Origin of the sequence: Thaumasiovibrio clandestinus, assembly GCF_047250365.1 — a bacterium.
Taxonomy (GTDB): Bacteria; Pseudomonadota; Gammaproteobacteria; order Enterobacterales; family Vibrionaceae; genus Thaumasiovibrio.
In genome coordinates this window covers 168,833-185,732 of record NZ_JBLBVL010000006.1, presented here as the reverse complement: position 1 = coordinate 185,732, position 16,900 = coordinate 168,833, and the positions used below count along the sequence as shown (strand labels likewise).

The window sequence follows — 16,900 nt, the reverse complement described above, 5'->3', positions numbered from 1 at the left end:
CTTAATGCCGGAAGGTTTACAGCCTATTCAAAATGGTAAAAATGAGAAAGCAATTTCAATTATGAGGCTCAGATCAGCCGCGAGCAAGTTGAGTCTCTGTTTGAGTTGTTTTTGTCGGTCAATCTTAGCCAGCTTGGCTTAAGCTTGTCAAATAGCCAAGCCTATCAACAACACTTTTCACAGGTGATGCAGCAACAATCGATCAGGGTGACCAATGTTACCGAATAGCGATAATCCGGCGCGTCCCCTTGTTGTCGCCAAGCGAGCTTAGACATACGTTTAATTTATCCATTTCATCTCTGTTATCCAGTGAAATCGCCGATGTATTATTAACCGAGATAAAGAAACAGAAATATGTCGGCTGGCATAATTAGGGTACAATGCACACAGCCAAGGTGCTGTATTAGACGCAGGTTGGTATAACGTTATGAGTTAACAAGAATAAAGGTAAATATGGCCGTTTTAGACATCCTCACCACACCCGATCCAAGGCTTAAAGTTAAGGCTGAGAAAGTGACTGACATCGCGTCGGTTCAAACGTTGATCGACGATATGTTAGATACGCTATACGCGACGGACAACGGTATTGGTCTTGCTGCTACTCAAGTGGGGCGCAAAGAGGCGGTTGTCGTTATTGACCTGTCCGAAAGTCGCGATGAACCTCTGATATTGGTCAACCCTGAAGTTGTCAGTGGCACGAATTTGGCGATGGGACAAGAAGGGTGTTTATCGGTTCCGGATTATTACGCTGATGTAGAGCGATATACATCTGTGGTTGTTTCAGCGCTAGATCGCGATGGACAAGCGATCACCATCGAGAATGATGAGTTCCTCGCCATTGCTATGCAGCATGAAATTGACCATTTAGCGGGTAATTTGTTTATTGATTATCTTTCACCGTTAAAGCGTCAAATGGCGATGAAGAAAGTGAAAAAATACGTTAAAGCGCAACAGCGCGTATAGTCAGCGTATTCGCCTTTTGTGTGCCGTTAAGCCCTTTTGTGGCCGTTAATGACAGTGGCGCACAAAGGGCATTCGTTGCAGCAGTAATGTTGCCAAATACAGCCGTTACTTAATTGTGACCTTTTCAATAATAATGGCATCGCAGGGTACATCATCATGACCCAGCTTGGATGTGGTTTTCACATTTGCAATGTTGTTGACGATATCCATACCAGCAGTCACTTTTCCAAATACAGCATAACCCCAGCCTAAATTGGTGGTCGCTGTGTGGTCGAGAAAATCATTGTCTGCCAAATTAATAAAAAATTGTGCAGTGGCAGAATGCGGCGCATCGGTACGTGCCATAGCGATAGTGCCAATGGTGTTTTTAAGGCCCCGATTGGCTTCGTTAGTAATCGCCGGACGTGTCACCTTTTCTTGCATATCTTCTGTTAAACCGCCACCTTGAATCATAAAGCCTTTGATTACACGATGAAAAGTTGTACCTTCATAGAAACCGTCTTGGCAGTATTTTAAAAAGTTTCTGGAGCTGACAGGCGCTTTACCCATATTCAGTTCAATTTCAATGTCGCCTAGATTGGTAGTAAAAATAATCATAAGAGCAGTGACCACGGTGGTTTCAGTGAAGTGCGGCAGTATACGAAATTAGCTCTTGAAGCGACAGCGGAAACCGTCATAGCCGAAGAATACTTTTTGAGGTATACCTGAAGAGGTAACTATAAAAACCACTAAATTGGAGTATGTTGATAGTGGAAGAAAAAGAAAAAATGCTTGCAGGTCAGTATTATGACGCAAGTGATTCGACGTTGGTTGAGTTGCGATTAAAAGCACGCTTGGCAACTGAGCAATTCAACGCTACCAGTGCGGCACACCCTGAAAAAAGAATGCGCATCCTCAAATCTTTGTTCGGTTCAACTGGAGAAGTCATCCACATTGAATCGTCATTCAATTGTGATTATGGCGAGAATATTCATGTCGGTGAAAATTTCTATGCTAATTTCGGTTGCGTTATTTTAGACGTGGCTGAAGTTCGTATTGGTGATAACTGTTTCATTGCGCCGCAAGTCGGGATCTATACCGCAACGCACCCGTTAGATCCGGTTGAGAGAAGAGATGGTTTAGAATATGCCAAACCAATTACTATCGGTGATGATTGTTGGATAGGCGGTAACGCAACGATAAATCCAGGGGTGACGTTGGGCAATAACGTGGTCGTCGCCTCTGGTGCTGTTGTTACAAAAAGCTTCGATGACAATGTGGTCATTGGCGGCAATCCGGCAAAAGTCATTAAGCAAATTCCTGCCTAACTACTCACCCGACCTAACTACTCACATTGAGTGCCTGAGGGGGCACTCTAAAACCGATGAGAAGCTACTACTGGATAAGGGCGGATTTAATTCAAGCCGTTGCCTGATTAAAACGGCAGAGAGAAGCTCAGTGTCGTACATTTTCACGTGTCTCCAGTCACATTACAGAAAACAAACTCTCGCGAAAACCAAGTGATCGTTATTACCCACTACGCTGTATATATAGCTAAGCGGAACTAACGATGGAGAGAGTGATGTCGATACCTGTGGGTATAAGTGCTTGCGTACTGGGGGAAAAGGTACGGTTCGATGGTGGACATAAACGCAACCGATTTGTGACAGATGAACTGACAAAGTTCTTTGAGTTTAAGCCTGTTTGTCCTGAAATGGCGATAGGTATGGGAACACCCCGGCCCGCTATCCGTTTGGTGGAAAGAGACGATGATATTCGGCTGGTGAGCACCAAAGATATTGATGATGACTTTACCGCAGCAATGAAAGCATTTGCTGAGAAAAAGCTACCATCGTTATCTCAACTGTGCGGTTATGTGGTGTGCGCAAAATCGCCGACTTGTGGCATGGAGCGGGTAAAGCTCTATATAGAGAATGGCAATACGATCCCCGGTGGAACCGTAGGGCTGTACACTCAAGCACTAATGCAGATGTATCCTTGGTTACCCGTCGAGGAAGATGGTCGCTTGCAAGATCCTATTTTGCGAGAAAACTTTGTGTTGCGAGTGTTTGCGCTAAACGATCTGTATACATCTACGGCAGACTTGAGCGCAAAAGCGATCATTGATTTTCACTCGCGTTATAAGCTGATGTTAATGGCGCACAGTCAGCAGGCGTATCGTAATCTTGGACGGCTGGTCGCATCGATTGCTAAATATGAACTCGAAGAGTTCTTTGTCGAATACCGTTTGCAGTTTATGCAAGCACTGCAGTTACGGGCTAACAAAAAGAACAATACGTGTGTACTGCAACATATTCAGGGTTACTTTAAGAAGTACCTGTCTAAAGAGCAGAAAGCAGAGTTAGCCCGTGTGATTATGGATTATCGTGTAGGAGACTTGCCGCTATTAGGTGTTCTCACCTTAGTTAACCATTATCTTAATACTTACCCTGATGAGTACCTGCTGAGCCAAGTGTACCTTCATCCTTACCCCCAAGAGCTTAAATTAAGATACGGTCTGTAAGGAGGGTAGGATGAGTCGAGCAGTGATCTGGCTAAGACGCGATTTACGCCTAGTCGATAACACCGCGCTGCATAATGCGGCGCAGCACCATAGCGACTTAATCCTCGTCTATATTGCTACTCCAACTCAGTGGCAAGCGCATCATCTCGCTCCAATTCAAGCCGATCTCATCGCACGACGGCTTGCTTATCTTAGGCGACAAGCACAGCAATGTCATGTCCCCCTTTATTACCTGAGCTGTGATAGTTATGCGCAGGTGCCTACATTACTGAAAAGCGTTTGTCAGCAGCATGGTGCTACGCACCTCTATTGCAATCGAGAGTATGAACTGAACGAAGTTCGTCGTGATGTGTTGGTGGAGAGAACACTGACAGAAGAAGCAATCAAATTTAGATCCTTTGATGATAGCTGCATATTGCCGCCGGGCTCGGTACTCAATGGGTCGGGTACGTGTTATCGGGTATTTACGCCTTATCGTCGTGCGTGGGTTCAGCAGCTGTTATCGAATGCGCAAAATGTTGCTCTGGTGCCGTCACCGCTGGCCAGGCAAACTCCCCCTCTGAATGCGGAAAATTACGGCGTTGAGTTGCCTGAGATTGAATTTAAGTACCCTAAAGTTTCAAGCTCGAACTATCCAGTCGCTGATAACGCAATATATGCTCTTCTTTCGGAATTTTGTCAGCACAAAGCCGCACAGTATGCTCAAGACAGGGATTATCCAGCCCGTGATGGAACCAGTCAATTATCACCTTATTTGGCGATTGGCGCGTTGTCGGCGCGGCAGTGTCTTAACGCATTGATGCGGGAGTACCCTAATAGTTTAGAGAGCCAAGATAGCGGTCAATTTGTATGGCTAAATGAGCTAATTTGGCGCGAGTTCTATAAACACTTGAGCGCGGCATATCCATCACTGAGTCAAGGCCAGCCATTTGTTGCATGGACAGCAGGCGTGGATTGGCATGAATCGCCGTCATTACTTCAAGCGTGGCAGCAGGGCAAAACCGGATTCCCGATTGTGGATGCAGCGATGCGGCAACTCAATACAACAGGGTGGATGCATAATCGCTTGCGTATGATAGTGGCGAGTTTCTTAACCAAAGATCTGCAACTAGATTGGCGAGAAGGGGAGCGCTACTTTATGTCTCAACTCGTGGATGGGGATTACGCCTCCAATAATGGAGGGTGGCAGTGGGCCGCGTCGACGGGGACGGATGCACAACCCTATTTCAGGGTATTTAATCCCACCACACAAGGAAAGAATTATGATCCTAAAGGCATCTTTATCCGTAAGTGGATACCAGAGCTAACATGTTGTCCTGATAAGTACCTCCACCAGCCAGAGCGGTGGGAAGGGTGTATAGAAGCAGGGTATATGTTGCCGATTGTTGACCATGCGAAAGCGCGTTTAATGTCGATTGACCGTTTCAAACAAGCGAAAGCGCGCTGGGAGGAGAGCCAAAATGAGAACAATGCAATCTGATGCGCTAGGGAAATTCGTTGATATTTATGGCCAGTTGAACAAACACAATTTGCATTCTCTTGATGAGCTTTACCACCCCGATATTGTCTTCGAGGATCCCGCACATAGAATCGAAGGTAGTCAGGCGCTTAAAGCGTATTTTGAAGAGTTGTATCGCAACATCAATGAGTGCGATTTTAAAATATTGCACTCGGCTGGTGATGACGGCTCTGCTTATGTTCGCTGGGTGATGACATTGTCTCACCCTCAAGTGGAGAGTGGTCGCTTGCGACGTGTGGAGGGGTGTACTTATTTAGAGTTTTCAGACAAGCGAGTGGTTTACCATCGCGACTATTTTGACCTCGGCGCGTTGCTGTATGAGGGGCTGCCAGTGTTGGGGCGAATTATTGCAGCAATTAAAAAGCGGTTAGGACAATGAGCCGCGTACTGATAACCGGCGCAACGTCCGGATTAGGCTATCAACTGATGCGTGACTATGCCGAGCAAGGGTGGGAGGTGTATGCCTGTGGTCGGAATGCTGCCAAATTAGAATCGATCACCCAGATTAATAACGTCCATGCAGTGTGTTTTGATGTGACAGACAGTGAGCAGGTGCACCAAGCGCTGGAAAATGTGCCTGATTGCGAACTGATTATTTTGAACGCGGGTAGTTGCGAATATATCGAGCATGGCGAGTTGGATTCTGCCTTGTTCAGACGGGTGTTCGAGACAAATTTTTTTGGTGTTGTGAATTGCATAGAGGCATTGCAGGCAAAGTTTCGTCTCCGTACTCACCTTGTTCTGATTGGTTCAAGTGCGGACTATGTTCCGCTTCCTAGAGCTGAAGCCTACGGCGCATCGAAAGCGGCGTTACGTTATTTGGCATCAACGTTATCTGTAGATTTGGCAAGTAAGGGGGTTGATGTGTCGCTGGTTTGTCCAGGGTTCATAGAAACACCATTAACCGACAAGAATGACTTCGCGATGCCTTGTTTGATTTCAGTCGAGGAAGCGTCTAAGTCAGTGAGAGAAGGCGTTGAAAAGCGGCAGCGCGAAGTCCATTTTCCGAAGCGTTTCACATTGACGTTGAAATGCATTGCGCTACTGCCACTTCGCTGGCAATTAAAATTGGTAGGCAAGTTGATAAGGAGTGCAACGTGAAAATAGCGATAATCGGTAGTGGTATATCGGGTCTAACCGCTGCATGGTATTTGCAGCAGCAACATGAAGTAACCTTGTTTGAATCAGCAGAGCGATTAGGGGGGCACACCGCAACCGTTGATGTAACGGTACCGAGTGGACAGTACGCCGTTGATACGGGTTTTATCGTTTTTAACGATAGAACATACCCTAATTTTGAGCGGTTGTTGGGTGAGCTAGGCATTGAACGTCAGCCAACAGAAATGAGCTTTAGTGTCAAAAATGAGGCGACGGGGCTTGAATATAATGGCCATACATTAAGCACTATGTTTGCTCAAAGAAAGAACCTGCTTCGCCCTTCATTCTATTATCTTCTTTTTGAAATAGTCCGTTTTAACCGATTAGCAAAACGTGCCTTGCAGGATGACGAGGCTCTGGATGGAACATTGGGTGACTTCCTCCAACACCACCAATTTAGCGCTCCCTTTGTCACCAACTATATCTTACCGATGGGCGCGGCCATTTGGTCATCGACCCTTTGTGATATGCGTGCTTTTCCCCTGCGCTTTTTTATGCGCTTTTTTATCAATCACGGTTTACTGGATGTGACTAATCGTCCGCAGTGGTATGTCATCCCAGGGGGCTCTCGAGAGTACATTAGGCGCATGGAGCAGCAATGGTCCGTTGACGTTAAGCTTAATGCGTCGATAACCGCGGTGTCGCGTTCCCCCCAGCGAGTGGATATCGATTATCAGCAAGAATCGCAGGTTGTTCGATCGTCATTTGATCAGGTTATTTTTGCCTGTCACAGCGATCAGGCGCTACGTCTGTTGAGTGATGCCAGTGCAGCAGAGCAGCAAGTATTAGGTGCCATACCATATCAAGAGAATGAAGTCGTGTTGCATACTGATAGCCGTCTGTTACCGAACACTAAGGCGGCTTGGGCATCGTGGAATTACCTCTTGCGGGCCGGTTCTAATCAGGATACTGCCCCCACAGCGTTGACTTACAATATGAGTAAACTTCAGGGGCTGTCTGCCGATGAAACGTTTTGCGTTACCTTGAATCAAACGGAGATGATTTCCGAGGAGAAAATTTTAGCCAGTTTTAACTATAGTCACCCCGTTTTTAATTTAGAAAGTGTCGAGGCGCAGCAACAGCGAGGACGCATTAATGGCCAGGATGGAACATGGTTTTGTGGGGCTTACTGGTACAACGGTTTTCATGAAGATGGGGTTCGAAGTGCGTTAGATGTTGTACATGGGATTAGGCAACAGCCAATGTTGGTTGATGTAGATAGTCAACATGAGATGACGGCATGATCAGTGACAATGGCAGTGCTATCTATTCTGGACACGTTTGGCACAGGCGTTTCAATCCGCGGAAACACCAATTCGCCTATCCACTATTTATGGTGATGATAGATTTGGATGAGGTCGCCTCATTACAACGCCAGATCCGAGGCTTCGGTGTTGGGCGGTTTTCTATCGCGCGTTTTAAGCGCCAAGATTATTTACCGAGTAGTAAAGAGAGTAAGGATTTAAAATCTGCTGTGCTCGCTAAGGTAACCGAGCTGGGAGGAGAACCGATAACAAACGGTAAGGTTTATATGCTAGGGCATTTGCGCTACTTCGGCCTCTATTTTAGTCCTCTTAACCTTTACTACATATACGATGCTAAGCACAGCTGGCGGTATGTTATTGCTGAAGTGAGCAACATCCCTTGGAATGAACGTCACTATTACCTTGTACCGGCTGATGCAGTTGCGAGTAATGAAATATGGCGCCACCCTAAAAACTTTCATGTTTCCCCATTTAATCCGATTACTCAATGGTATGAGTGGCGCTTAACCTCACCCACTTCATCCTTGCGCGTGCATTTAGACGTGCTAAAAGAGGAAGATGAACAGCGTGTTTTTGAAGCGACGCTGGCATTAAAGCGCAAATCGCTGGGGCGGTTTGATCTATTGCGCCAGGTAGCGCGTATACCCTTTATGACTGTGTACATTGTTGCGTCGATTTATTGGCAGGCATTTAGGTTGTGGCTGAAAGGGGTGCCATATCAACCCCATGTTGACCCACGGTTTACCCGTACACCTGAACAAGGTGATAAAAAATAATTTAACTTATGAGAAGGTGACTAGGTATGAGTAACTTGCCATCAAACACTAGCTGTTCATTTGAGATGACGGTATCCGAAAAGACCTCAAGAAACATGGTTCACCTTTTTCTTAATCGTATTTCAAATGCTGGCTTAACACTCATTGAAGAGGGTAGCGGTGTCTATCAGTTTGGTGACAGTAACTCAGAGATGCAGGCGCAACTTATTATTAGAAAGCCAGATTTTTATGTTCGGGTATTACGCGGCGGCTCTGTTGCAGCTGGAGAAGCGTATATAGATGGCGACTGGGACTCGCCTGATTTAACCGCGTTTATTCGCGTTGTTGTAAGAAACTTGCCGATGCTAGACCAGTTAGAGCAACGGATAGGCGGGGCGTTACGCATTAAGAATAAAATTGCGCATTGGCTTAATCGTAACAACTTAGTGCAAGCGAAAAAAAATATCTCAGCACATTACGACTTGGGTAATGACTTTTATCGCCAATTCTTGGACTCTCAGATGCTCTATTCATCGGGGATCTACTTATCAAAAGAAGATGACTTAGCTCAGGCTCAAGTTAACAAAATGCATCGCCTTTGCCAGCAGTTGCAGTTGGAACCCGATGACCATGTATTGGAGATTGGTACTGGGTGGGGGGCAATGGCGATATACATGGCGAAGCATTTTGGTTGCCGTGTCACCACCACCACCATTTCGGCTGAACAGTATCAATGGGCTGAAAAACGTATCGCTGAGGAAGGAGTGAGTGACCGTGTCACTTTGCTGTTGCGGGACTATCGTGAGCTCGATGGCATTTACGATAAATTGGTGTCAGTGGAAATGATCGAAGCCGTTGGGCTGAGTTATTTGCCCGAATACATTAAGCAGTGCCAAACCCTATTGAAACCGGGAGGGCTGGCAGTACTACAAGCGATTACCATTGCTGATCAGCGCTTTGATTACTATCGCCAGAATGTTGATTTTATTCAGATGTATGTATTTCCTGGCGGCTTTCTTCCTTCGGTTTCGCAGTTGCAGTCGTCGTTTACTCGTCATTCCGATTTCGTTTGTCGAGATTTGAAAGATATTGGTTACGACTATGCAAGAACGGTTAAAGACTGGCATGACGGTGTGAATGAAAACAGTAGCGCCATTCGAGCGCAAGGTTTTGATGAACGTTTCATGCGTTTGTGGCGTTTCTACTTGAGCTATTGCGAAGGCGGGTTCTGGGAGCGCAGTATTAGTGCCATTCAATTGACATTGTCGCGACCAAAGTGGGTTTGAGGGTGTGAATTATGCGCTCGATGGTGATTACCTCATGCATCTTTAACGTTTTTTGGTTGTTATGCATCATGGGGCAAAACTCGGCACTCTGGTTGCTATTACCACTGCTAACCTTCTATTTTCTGGTGAATAAAGCCGTATTTATCCCTGCTATTGTTGTTGCAGTAGGGGGCTCTTGTCTCGATTTTCTGCTGTTTACGTTTGGTGTGTTTTCGTTTAGTAGCGGCGGTTTCCCGCCTTGGCTTGCGGTGCTGTGGCTCGGCTTTGGGGTTTTTTACTGGCAAATTAGGCCGGTTATTGAACGCATGCCGGTTGGTTTCTTTGTTGTTGGCGGTGCTGGTTTAGCGGTGCTCAGCTATAAAGCGGGCGAGCAACTCGGTGCAGTGGTATTTCCGCTGCAACTCTATTTTACGTTATCTCTGTTGTTTGTCTGTTGGCTGGTGATTTGTGCATTGCTTTATGTCGGCACCGGCTATCGGATAAAGGCCGTAAGGAGGTAAAATGCGGATATTGGTATGGCTTGCAATGTGGTGTTTGGCGAGCGTTTCTTCGCCATTACTTGCTAACTGGCAACAGTGGCCAGTGGTGGGGAGTGCTACTTTAACATGGGGCTTCTGGACAGTTTACGAGTCCCATTTGCGCTCTCCGTCAGGGAGTTATCAAACAGATAGAGACCTCGCTCTTGAAATTAACTATCTGCGCGATTTATCCAGTCGACAGCTATTAAAAGCGACGGATCAGCAATGGAAAAAGCTCGGTTACAGCGCAACACGGCGGCAATCGTGGCTCGATTCATTGGATGAGGTATGGCCGGATGTGAAAAAAGGAGATACATTAACGTTTGTGAAACAGCCCGATGGACAGAGCCAGTTTTGGTTCGATAACAGTGTTATTGCGGAGTTTACGGACCCTGATTTGAGCGCAGCATTTATCGCGATCTGGCTGTCGCCTCAAACCTCCTATCCTCGCTTGCGTCGTCAGTTAATTGGACAAGCGTCGAGACTGCAATAGGAATTATTGAAAGGAATGATTGTGTTGAGATGCTTGGTGTTAGGTGCGTTTTGTCTGTTTAGCCAAATGGTTGTTAGCGATAGTTTCAATCATCATCTTCTCTTGGGAAGCAACAGCCTTAATGTCAGCACCAGCCTTGAAGTTAACACTAGCCTTGAAGTCAACAACAGCGACATGTCTTGTGTCGTCTTGCTGCATGGGTTGGCCAGAAGTCGTTCTTCGATGGCGAGCTTAGAGCCGGTGCTAAGTGATGCCAACTACTTTGTTGTCAATCAGGGTTACCCGTCAACCGAGCACCCCGTTGAGATATTGGCGCCGATGGCGATTGAAGAAGCGTTGAGCCAGTGCGGAGGTAGAACCCCAGTTCACTTTGTTACTCACTCCATGGGTGGGATATTAGTCCGTTATTACCTAAGGGAATATGCGTTTACTGCGTTGGGAAGGGTTGTCATGCTAGGGCCGCCGAACCAAGGGAGTGAGGTTGTTGATACGTTGCGAGATGCGCCGGGCTTTTTATGGCTAAATGGTCCTGCAGGGCAACAGTTGGGCACAGAGCCAGCCAGTGTTCCCAACCAGTTAGGTGAGGTACATTTCGACCTTGGTGTGATTGCAGGCTCTAGAAGTGTTAACCCTTTGCTATCGCAATTTCTGCCAAACCCTGACGATGGAAAAGTATCGGTTGATAATACAAAAATAGAAGGAATGTCGGCACATATTGTTTTACCCGTTACCCATACCTTTATGATGTACAACGATAGGGTACATCAGCAAGTCCTTCATTTTCTACGTCATGGTCGATTCGCATTGTGATGAGCCATTTCTTTATAAAGAGCACCTCCCTGCATGGATGACCCCTTATAGGTCACTCATGTAGGGAGGCGTACCACAAAGCACCGATTATTGGGTTTAAATTCTGCCAGCGAGGCTATCGTGATTACTGTTCGTTATAGCCTGTTTTTCGATAGAGAATGGTGAGAGATTGTGGCACTTGCATGTAGCTATTATTGCAAGTTTTACTCTGTATTTGTGTTTCAGAGGTATCGCATATCTGTTGCCATTCGTTACCATTAGGAAGGCGGAACCGTGTTGGTATCTTGGTGGGGTTAATCAGGTACAGCAACTCACGGCCATTATTGTATAAGCCCAAATGTAACGCGATAGCATGCTGCTTGTGCCAATCACCCCCTGTCATCGGTGAACCATTGGAGTTCATCCAGCGAATTCTGTGCATTTCCCTTGTATTACCACTGAAATTTTCGATAAAAGGTTTCATATAGGTGTTACGGGCACGGATCATTGCAGCCAGCCATTTGTGAAAGCGTTGTTGACGCTCATTAAGAGCCCAATTGACCCAGCTTACTGGGGTATCTTGGCAGTAAGCATTGTTATTGCCTCCCTGTGAATGGGAGAGGGCATCGACAGCGAGGACGTGCGGGATCCCAAAGCTAAACAGCAGGCTTAGCATAAAATTGCGTTTTTGCTTCTCGCGTACAGCGGTAATACTAAGGTTATCCGTGGGGCCTTCAATGCCGTGGTGGCATGATCGGTTGTCGCCATGCCCATCTTTGCCTTTTTCGCCATTAGCCTCATTATGGCGTTGGTTATAGGAAACCAAGTCTTGTAGGGTAAAGCCATCGTGATAGGTGATGTAATTAACACTTAGCTTATCTGGCCAACGTGAGGCACTGAAGAGATCTCGTGATCCCATTAAGCGGGTGGCAAAGTCAGCGAGTCCAACACCTTCACCATGCCAAAAGCTGCGCATAGTATCGCGGAACTTATCGTTACACTCATTCCACCCGCGTGGGAAGTGGCCAAGTTGATAGCCATCAGGCCCAATATCCCAAGGCTCTGCAATCAGTTTTGTTTTTTGTAGTGCTGGGTCTTGGTAGACCGCTTGAAAGAAACCACTATAAATATCAAATTTATCTTTTCGTCGCCCTAAAGTGGCGGCAAGATCAAAGCGAAATCCATCGATGTGGTATGTCTCTACCCAGTGACGTAGTGAGTCGAGAACGGATCGCAATGCAGGGGGATGGGTGAGATCGACGGTGTTCCCGCAACCGGTAAAATTGGCATATTGTCCCGGTGATGTCTGGTAATAGAACTGTGGGTCGAGTGCTTTATAATGCAGAAGTTCCCCACCATCGCCGCCTTCGGCTGTGTGGTTGTATACCACATCGAGAATGACTTCTATATCATGGCGATGCAGCTCTCTGACCATCGTTTTTAGCTCTACGACAGGGTCATTAACGGCAAAGCGTTTATCTGGTGCAAAAAAGCAAACGGGGTTATAACCCCAGTAGTTGGTTAGCCCTTTATCAATAAGGTGTTGTTCATCTTTTTTTGTTGTAATCGGGAGTAGTTGAATTGTCGTGATGCCAGTGCGTTTAAAGTGATCGATAACGGCAGGGTGACATAAACCGAGATAAGTACCTCTTAGTTCTTCAGGTACGTCGGGGTGGCATTGGGTAAAGCCTTTTACGTGGGTTTCACATAATACTGTTGATTGATTTTCATTGGCTGGTGCGGATGCGCCTTGCCAATCAAAGTTGTGGTCGACAACGAGGTTAATATCGATATTTGGATGTAATGGGTGGGCAGTCAGTGCGTCGGCATAGGGGTCGATAAGCCAACGTTTTTCCCCAAGATGAAATTGGCAATAGGCATACCGTGAGCCAGCGACAACATTGTCTATTTGGAGAGCGTAGGTATGCCGACGATGATGCAGAAGGGGGAAATAGGTCTCTTCTCCTTCCCTGTTAAAGAGGACCAAATGAAGATGTTTTGCATTAACGGCATGAATCGCGAAGTTGCAGCCTTTTGGGGTGAGAGTTGCGCCAAGCTTATCTGTTTTACCTGGTTTTATTTGCCACTCCATAAACGTCCTTATAATGTGAAATAAGCAGTAGTGACTGCTTTGAATCAAGTGGTGTAGCCACTTTTACATGCTCTTTGGTGCATATCAAGCAAAACTGACTGAAAAATAGCGTCGTACGGAAGTGGATGAGAGTCATATAGCGGCCAGTGTTAGTCATTTCTTATTTAATCTAAAAAAAACAGCCGGTATCAAACCGGCTGCTGAGAGAAGATCTAGGTGATGTTTACCACCATGCTTCTACTTGGACTCCCGCCATTGTCTCTGCTTTATCTTTAACAGAGTCACCGCTATAGTTGGTAACAAAAGCGCGAATAGAAGGACGTGCCCAGAAGTTATCGCCCGCAGTCCACTGCTGTGCCAGTGTTACTTTGGTTATATCGTTACTGTCACCGTTGACTTTTTCGTTAGCGTGCCCTAGTTCAACAACGGTACTCATCGTATTGCTCCATTTATACGATGGGCGAACGACGAGGTTGTAGAATTCTGTCTTACCTGTGCTCATCCATGCAGTGTTGGCCACTTCATCGACATCTTTTTCACCATAAATAAATGAGTAACCGAGATTCCACTTTTCTTGCTCAACTACGCCCCAGTTAATGACACGCCAGCCGTCGCCTTTTAGTGCTGCTAGGCCTTCACCTGCGTGGTTATCAAAGCCACCTACGGCTAAACCATCAGAGCCGTATTGGAAGATTAATTTGTTAAATCCAGCAGCGTGGCCTTGCGTATGCTCTAGTGTTAGCAAGACGCCGTCATTGTCGCTAAGGTTTGGATTAGGCACCGCTGCTTTTTGATCATCTGACAGTGACGCTGTTCCATAAATAAAACCAAGTTCCAAGCTGCCATCTTTGTTTGTTTCAATACCGCTAAGACGAGCGTCAATTTTGTGGGCTCGACGCCAGTCATCACCGTGGATGCCGCCTGGGTAGTTACCCGCCATATCCCCGTCTTCATCAGTAACACCACTTTGCCAGTCTTCCGCGGACATGGTCCATGCCAGTGACAAGTTACCAAAACCAGTATCAACATTTTCAATACCAGCGCCGTACCCTGAATTGTTAAGGTAGTAGAAGTCCAAAATATGGATGTCTTTACGCTGATAGAAGCGCTTACCTGCCCATAGACTGTAATTGCCTTGGTTCGTGGTGACAAACGCTTCACGGAGTGATGTGTTACCACTGTCCCATGGGCCACCGTCACCCACTCGCTGCATTGAGTTACCTTGTTTGTTTACGTTGCCTTCAGGTGTGGCGTAAGCGACAGTGGTTTTTAAGTAAAATGATTTGTCGTCAACGTTATAGACTTCTTTGCCGAGACTAATTTCAGCATAAGTGTCACATTCATCGCCTAAGCGGCCGACAGTGTGGCCAGAGCCGCCATTTCCGTAACAAGCTTGGGCACCGCCGTCTGCGTTGGTTGCAACGCTGGCGCGCATGTAACCGTTAAAATCAACAGCTGATGCGCCTGTTGATACTAGTGCAGCAATTGCAGTTGCCAGAGACAATTTGTTCAGTTTCATTGGTATTACTCCTTAATGGAACATTGTATTTTTATTATTCCGTTTATGTTTTGGTGTTTCTTATACGCTTGTATTTTCAAGCGATTAAATCTATGCGAGAAAAAAGGTAAATATATAAATATCACCGTCTAACAATCTCAAGGTGTATTGTTTGCTAGAACTAACATGGCAGTGGTTACCTCTTCCCGTTTGGACAGGTATATATTGCTCTTGCTCTTGATTAGATAAATCATCCTAAGGGGTGTGAGGATAAGGAGGAGAAGGGAGGAGGAGTGTTTAGGTCACGTTTTGTTCAGCCTGAACATATTATTTGGATGGGAGCTAAACCATGTGATCAAGATCGACCTGACACTAGAATGCAGTACTACAGACAGTGACTTAGCTCATTATTCTTGTCTAGTTTTTAAAGGGAGTAGAAGGGTCTAGTGTGATGCTACATGCAGCACATCCTCTTTAAGTGGTTGTTTTATATGACTTTTATTGAATGAGATCTTGGTCATGTTTTTGATGTTACGGTATGTTTTCTGTGAAAATGCTCTGGGAAAGACGACGCTATTATTAATGATGGTATGGCATAGAATTAAGGGGGGAAATGTAAGCCATGTGTGACGTGTCGTTGTATAGATTAAAATGTTAACGATGAAGATAATTATGTCTATGTTATAATTTAATGCAGAGGTTGTTATGATTGGGTGTTCTTTAGTTACGCGTAATTGAGTTATTAGTTGTGGCTTTACTATGGCGTGAAAATATATATCCAATGGTGCTTGATGTTTGATAATGTCACAAGGTCAATATTAAAGGCTTGTACTGTCAGCGATCGACAGGCTTTTAATGTGACAATAGGTCGATAATTCACCCACGACAAATACCCCGAAGACAGCCTTCAGGGTATTATTGCCAACATAACGTTGTGTTTATTTAACAGCCGATTTCTTTATGTAGTCGTCGACAGGCATTGCCATTTTCGTGGAACAAGTGACAACGGTAAGCGGGGATGCCCACTTTGTAGTTTTGGTCGCTTTCAACTTGTAGTGTGTCCGGACGGCGATAAATCACGTTGGCATCAGCGCCGGGTACCTGAAGGTAGACTTGAGTTTCGTTGCCGAGTTGCTCAACCACTTGTACCGTGCCATCAAGCACCGCGTCACCTTCTTCTGCAGTGACTAAGTGTTCAGGACGAATGCCTAATGACATGCGAGAGCCTTTCTTCACCGTCGAGCCATCGACTGGGATCCAGAAAGTATTGCCATTTGCGAGCTGAACCATGACTCGATTCTCTTCGACACTCTCAATAGAAACACTCATAAAGTTCATTTTTGGAGAGCCGATAAAGCCGGCAACAAAACGATTCTCTGGGTAGTGATACAGCTCTAGCGGTTTACCGACTTGAGAAACGTAACCCCCATCAAGAACGACGATTTTGTTTGCCATGGTCATCGCTTCTACTTGGTCGTGAGTAACGTAGATCATGGTACAACCAAGTTGTTTGTGCAGCTTGGCAATCTCGATGCGCATTTGAACGCGTAGTGCGGCGTCTAAGTTGGATAGGGGCTCATCGAGGAGAAAGACCTTCGGCTGCGCAACAAGCGTACGCCCAATCGCAACACGCTGACGTTGGCCGCCCGAAAGCGCTTTAGGTCGGCGGTCTAAAAGGTGACCGAGTTGTAAAATGTCTGCAGCATGATCAACGCGTTTTTTCGTTTCGGCTTTATCTGCATTCGCCAGTTTCATGCCGAAGGACATGTTGTCGAAAAGGTTGAGGTGCGGATATAGCGCATAGGACTGAAATACCATTCCTACACCGCGCTGCGACGGCGGCACATCATTCATGCGTTTCTCGCCGATATAAAGATCGCCTGACGTAATGTCTTCTAATCCCGCGATACAACGCAGTAGAGTAGATTTACCACAACCTGACGGACCAACGAAAACGACAAATTCGCCTTCGTTAATGTCTAGATCCACATTTTTTGATATCAAGTTGTCGCCGTATGCTTTGCATACATTTCTTAACGTGACACTCGTCATTGTGTCTTC

At 46.0% G+C, this 16,900-nt stretch carries 16 protein-coding genes; 12 read left to right on the top strand and 4 right to left on the bottom strand.

Annotation, left to right across the window (positions count from 1 at the left end):
• Positions 1–453 precede the first annotated feature (453 nt).
• The gene (gene def / locus ACKLNH_RS11000) at positions 454–963 is read left to right on the top strand and encodes a peptide deformylase (protein ID WP_413112305.1); all 510 of its coding nucleotides are present in this window, start codon (positions 454–456) and stop codon (positions 961–963) included.
• Between the two features lie 105 nt (positions 964–1,068).
• Here the strand turns inward: def and ACKLNH_RS10995 are convergent, their stop codons facing one another.
• Positions 1,069–1,560 (bottom strand): peptidylprolyl isomerase, encoded by a 492-nt coding sequence (locus ACKLNH_RS10995; RefSeq protein ID WP_413112304.1) that lies wholly within the window; start codon positions 1,558–1,560, stop codon positions 1,069–1,071.
• 152 nt (positions 1,561–1,712) lie between these two features.
• On the opposite strand from ACKLNH_RS10995, the gene ACKLNH_RS10990 reads away from it, so the two are divergent.
• From ACKLNH_RS10990 to ACKLNH_RS10940, 11 genes are all read left to right on the top strand, one after another.
• Entirely contained in the window at positions 1,713–2,270 is a 558-nt protein-coding gene (locus tag ACKLNH_RS10990) for a sugar O-acetyltransferase (RefSeq protein ID WP_413112303.1), read from the top strand.
• Between the two features lie 254 nt (positions 2,271–2,524).
• A complete protein-coding gene (locus ACKLNH_RS10985; RefSeq protein ID WP_413112302.1) occupies positions 2,525–3,466 on the top strand; it encodes a YbgA family protein in 942 nt (313 codons plus the stop codon).
• Positions 3,467–3,476: 10 nt separating this feature from the next.
• Positions 3,477–4,946 (top strand): deoxyribodipyrimidine photo-lyase, encoded by a 1,470-nt coding sequence (gene phrB, locus ACKLNH_RS10980; protein ID WP_413112301.1) that lies wholly within the window; start codon positions 3,477–3,479, stop codon positions 4,944–4,946.
• Positions 4,927–5,364 (top strand): nuclear transport factor 2 family protein, encoded by a 438-nt coding sequence (locus ACKLNH_RS10975; protein ID WP_413112300.1) that lies wholly within the window; start codon positions 4,927–4,929, stop codon positions 5,362–5,364. Before phrB ends, ACKLNH_RS10975 begins: the two co-directional genes overlap by 20 nt.
• Complete coding sequence (locus ACKLNH_RS10970) at positions 5,361–6,086, top strand: SDR family NAD(P)-dependent oxidoreductase (protein WP_413112299.1); 726 nt, start codon at positions 5,361–5,363, stop codon at positions 6,084–6,086. Before ACKLNH_RS10975 ends, ACKLNH_RS10970 begins: the two co-directional genes overlap by 4 nt.
• A complete protein-coding gene (locus ACKLNH_RS10965; protein WP_413112298.1) occupies positions 6,083–7,387 on the top strand; it encodes an NAD(P)/FAD-dependent oxidoreductase in 1,305 nt (434 codons plus the stop codon). Before ACKLNH_RS10970 ends, ACKLNH_RS10965 begins: the two co-directional genes overlap by 4 nt.
• Positions 7,384–8,184, top strand: a complete 801-nt coding sequence (locus tag ACKLNH_RS10960) for a DUF1365 domain-containing protein (protein WP_413112297.1) — start codon at positions 7,384–7,386, stop codon at positions 8,182–8,184. The genes ACKLNH_RS10965 and ACKLNH_RS10960 overlap by 4 nt, the downstream gene beginning before the upstream one ends.
• A 26-nt stretch (positions 8,185–8,210) precedes the next feature.
• Positions 8,211–9,449 (top strand): class I SAM-dependent methyltransferase, encoded by a 1,239-nt coding sequence (locus tag ACKLNH_RS10955; protein WP_413112296.1) that lies wholly within the window; start codon positions 8,211–8,213, stop codon positions 9,447–9,449.
• A gap of 11 nt (positions 9,450–9,460) precedes the next feature.
• The gene (locus tag ACKLNH_RS10950; protein ID WP_413112295.1) at positions 9,461–9,949 is read left to right on the top strand and encodes a DUF2878 family protein; all 489 of its coding nucleotides are present in this window, start codon (positions 9,461–9,463) and stop codon (positions 9,947–9,949) included.
• A 1-nt stretch (position 9,950) separates the two neighbouring features.
• Positions 9,951–10,460 (top strand): chalcone isomerase family protein, encoded by a 510-nt coding sequence (locus ACKLNH_RS10945; RefSeq protein ID WP_413112294.1) that lies wholly within the window; start codon positions 9,951–9,953, stop codon positions 10,458–10,460.
• Positions 10,461–10,481: 21 nt separating this feature from the next.
• Positions 10,482–11,270 (top strand): esterase/lipase family protein, encoded by a 789-nt coding sequence (locus tag ACKLNH_RS10940; RefSeq protein WP_413112293.1) that lies wholly within the window; start codon positions 10,482–10,484, stop codon positions 11,268–11,270.
• Positions 11,271–11,394: 124 nt separating this feature from the next.
• Here ACKLNH_RS10940 and glgX read toward each other — a convergent pair whose 3' ends face one another.
• The 3 genes from glgX to malK all read right to left on the bottom strand — a co-directional run bounded on the left by glgX (position 11,395) and on the right by malK (position 16,891).
• Complete coding sequence (gene glgX / locus ACKLNH_RS10935) at positions 11,395–13,341, bottom strand: glycogen debranching protein GlgX (protein ID WP_413112292.1); 1,947 nt, start codon at positions 13,339–13,341, stop codon at positions 11,395–11,397.
• Between the two features lie 223 nt (positions 13,342–13,564).
• Positions 13,565–14,860, bottom strand: coding sequence for a carbohydrate porin (locus ACKLNH_RS10930; RefSeq protein WP_413112291.1), 1,296 nt, complete (start codon positions 14,858–14,860; stop codon positions 13,565–13,567).
• Between the two features lie 921 nt (positions 14,861–15,781).
• Positions 15,782–16,891, bottom strand: a complete 1,110-nt coding sequence (malK, locus tag ACKLNH_RS10925) for a maltose/maltodextrin ABC transporter ATP-binding protein MalK (RefSeq protein ID WP_413112290.1) — start codon at positions 16,889–16,891, stop codon at positions 15,782–15,784.
• Positions 16,892–16,900: the final 9 nt, after the last annotated feature.

Bases quoted from the DNA above. Each gene is read 5' to 3' on its own strand.
- def (WP_413112305.1), top strand. From the start codon at position 454: ATGGCCGTTTTAGACATCCTCACCACACCCGATCCAAGGCTTAAAGTT.
- ACKLNH_RS10995 (WP_413112304.1), bottom strand. From the start codon at position 1,560: ATGATTATTTTTACTACCAATCTAGGCGACATTGAAATTGAACTGAAT.
- ACKLNH_RS10985 (WP_413112302.1), top strand. From the start codon at position 2,525: ATGTCGATACCTGTGGGTATAAGTGCTTGCGTACTGGGGGAAAAGGTA.
- phrB (WP_413112301.1), top strand. From the start codon at position 3,477: ATGAGTCGAGCAGTGATCTGGCTAAGACGCGATTTACGCCTAGTCGAT.
- ACKLNH_RS10975 (WP_413112300.1), top strand. From the start codon at position 4,927: ATGAGAACAATGCAATCTGATGCGCTAGGGAAATTCGTTGATATTTAT.
- ACKLNH_RS10970 (WP_413112299.1), top strand. From the start codon at position 5,361: ATGAGCCGCGTACTGATAACCGGCGCAACGTCCGGATTAGGCTATCAA.
- ACKLNH_RS10960 (WP_413112297.1), top strand. From the start codon at position 7,384: ATGATCAGTGACAATGGCAGTGCTATCTATTCTGGACACGTTTGGCAC.
- ACKLNH_RS10955 (WP_413112296.1), top strand. From the start codon at position 8,211: ATGAGTAACTTGCCATCAAACACTAGCTGTTCATTTGAGATGACGGTA.
- ACKLNH_RS10950 (WP_413112295.1), top strand. From the start codon at position 9,461: ATGCGCTCGATGGTGATTACCTCATGCATCTTTAACGTTTTTTGGTTG.
- ACKLNH_RS10945 (WP_413112294.1), top strand. From the start codon at position 9,951: ATGCGGATATTGGTATGGCTTGCAATGTGGTGTTTGGCGAGCGTTTCT.
- glgX (WP_413112292.1), bottom strand. From the start codon at position 13,341: ATGGAGTGGCAAATAAAACCAGGTAAAACAGATAAGCTTGGCGCAACT.
- ACKLNH_RS10930 (WP_413112291.1), bottom strand. From the start codon at position 14,860: ATGAAACTGAACAAATTGTCTCTGGCAACTGCAATTGCTGCACTAGTA.
- malK (WP_413112290.1), bottom strand. From the start codon at position 16,891: ATGACGAGTGTCACGTTAAGAAATGTATGCAAAGCATACGGCGACAAC.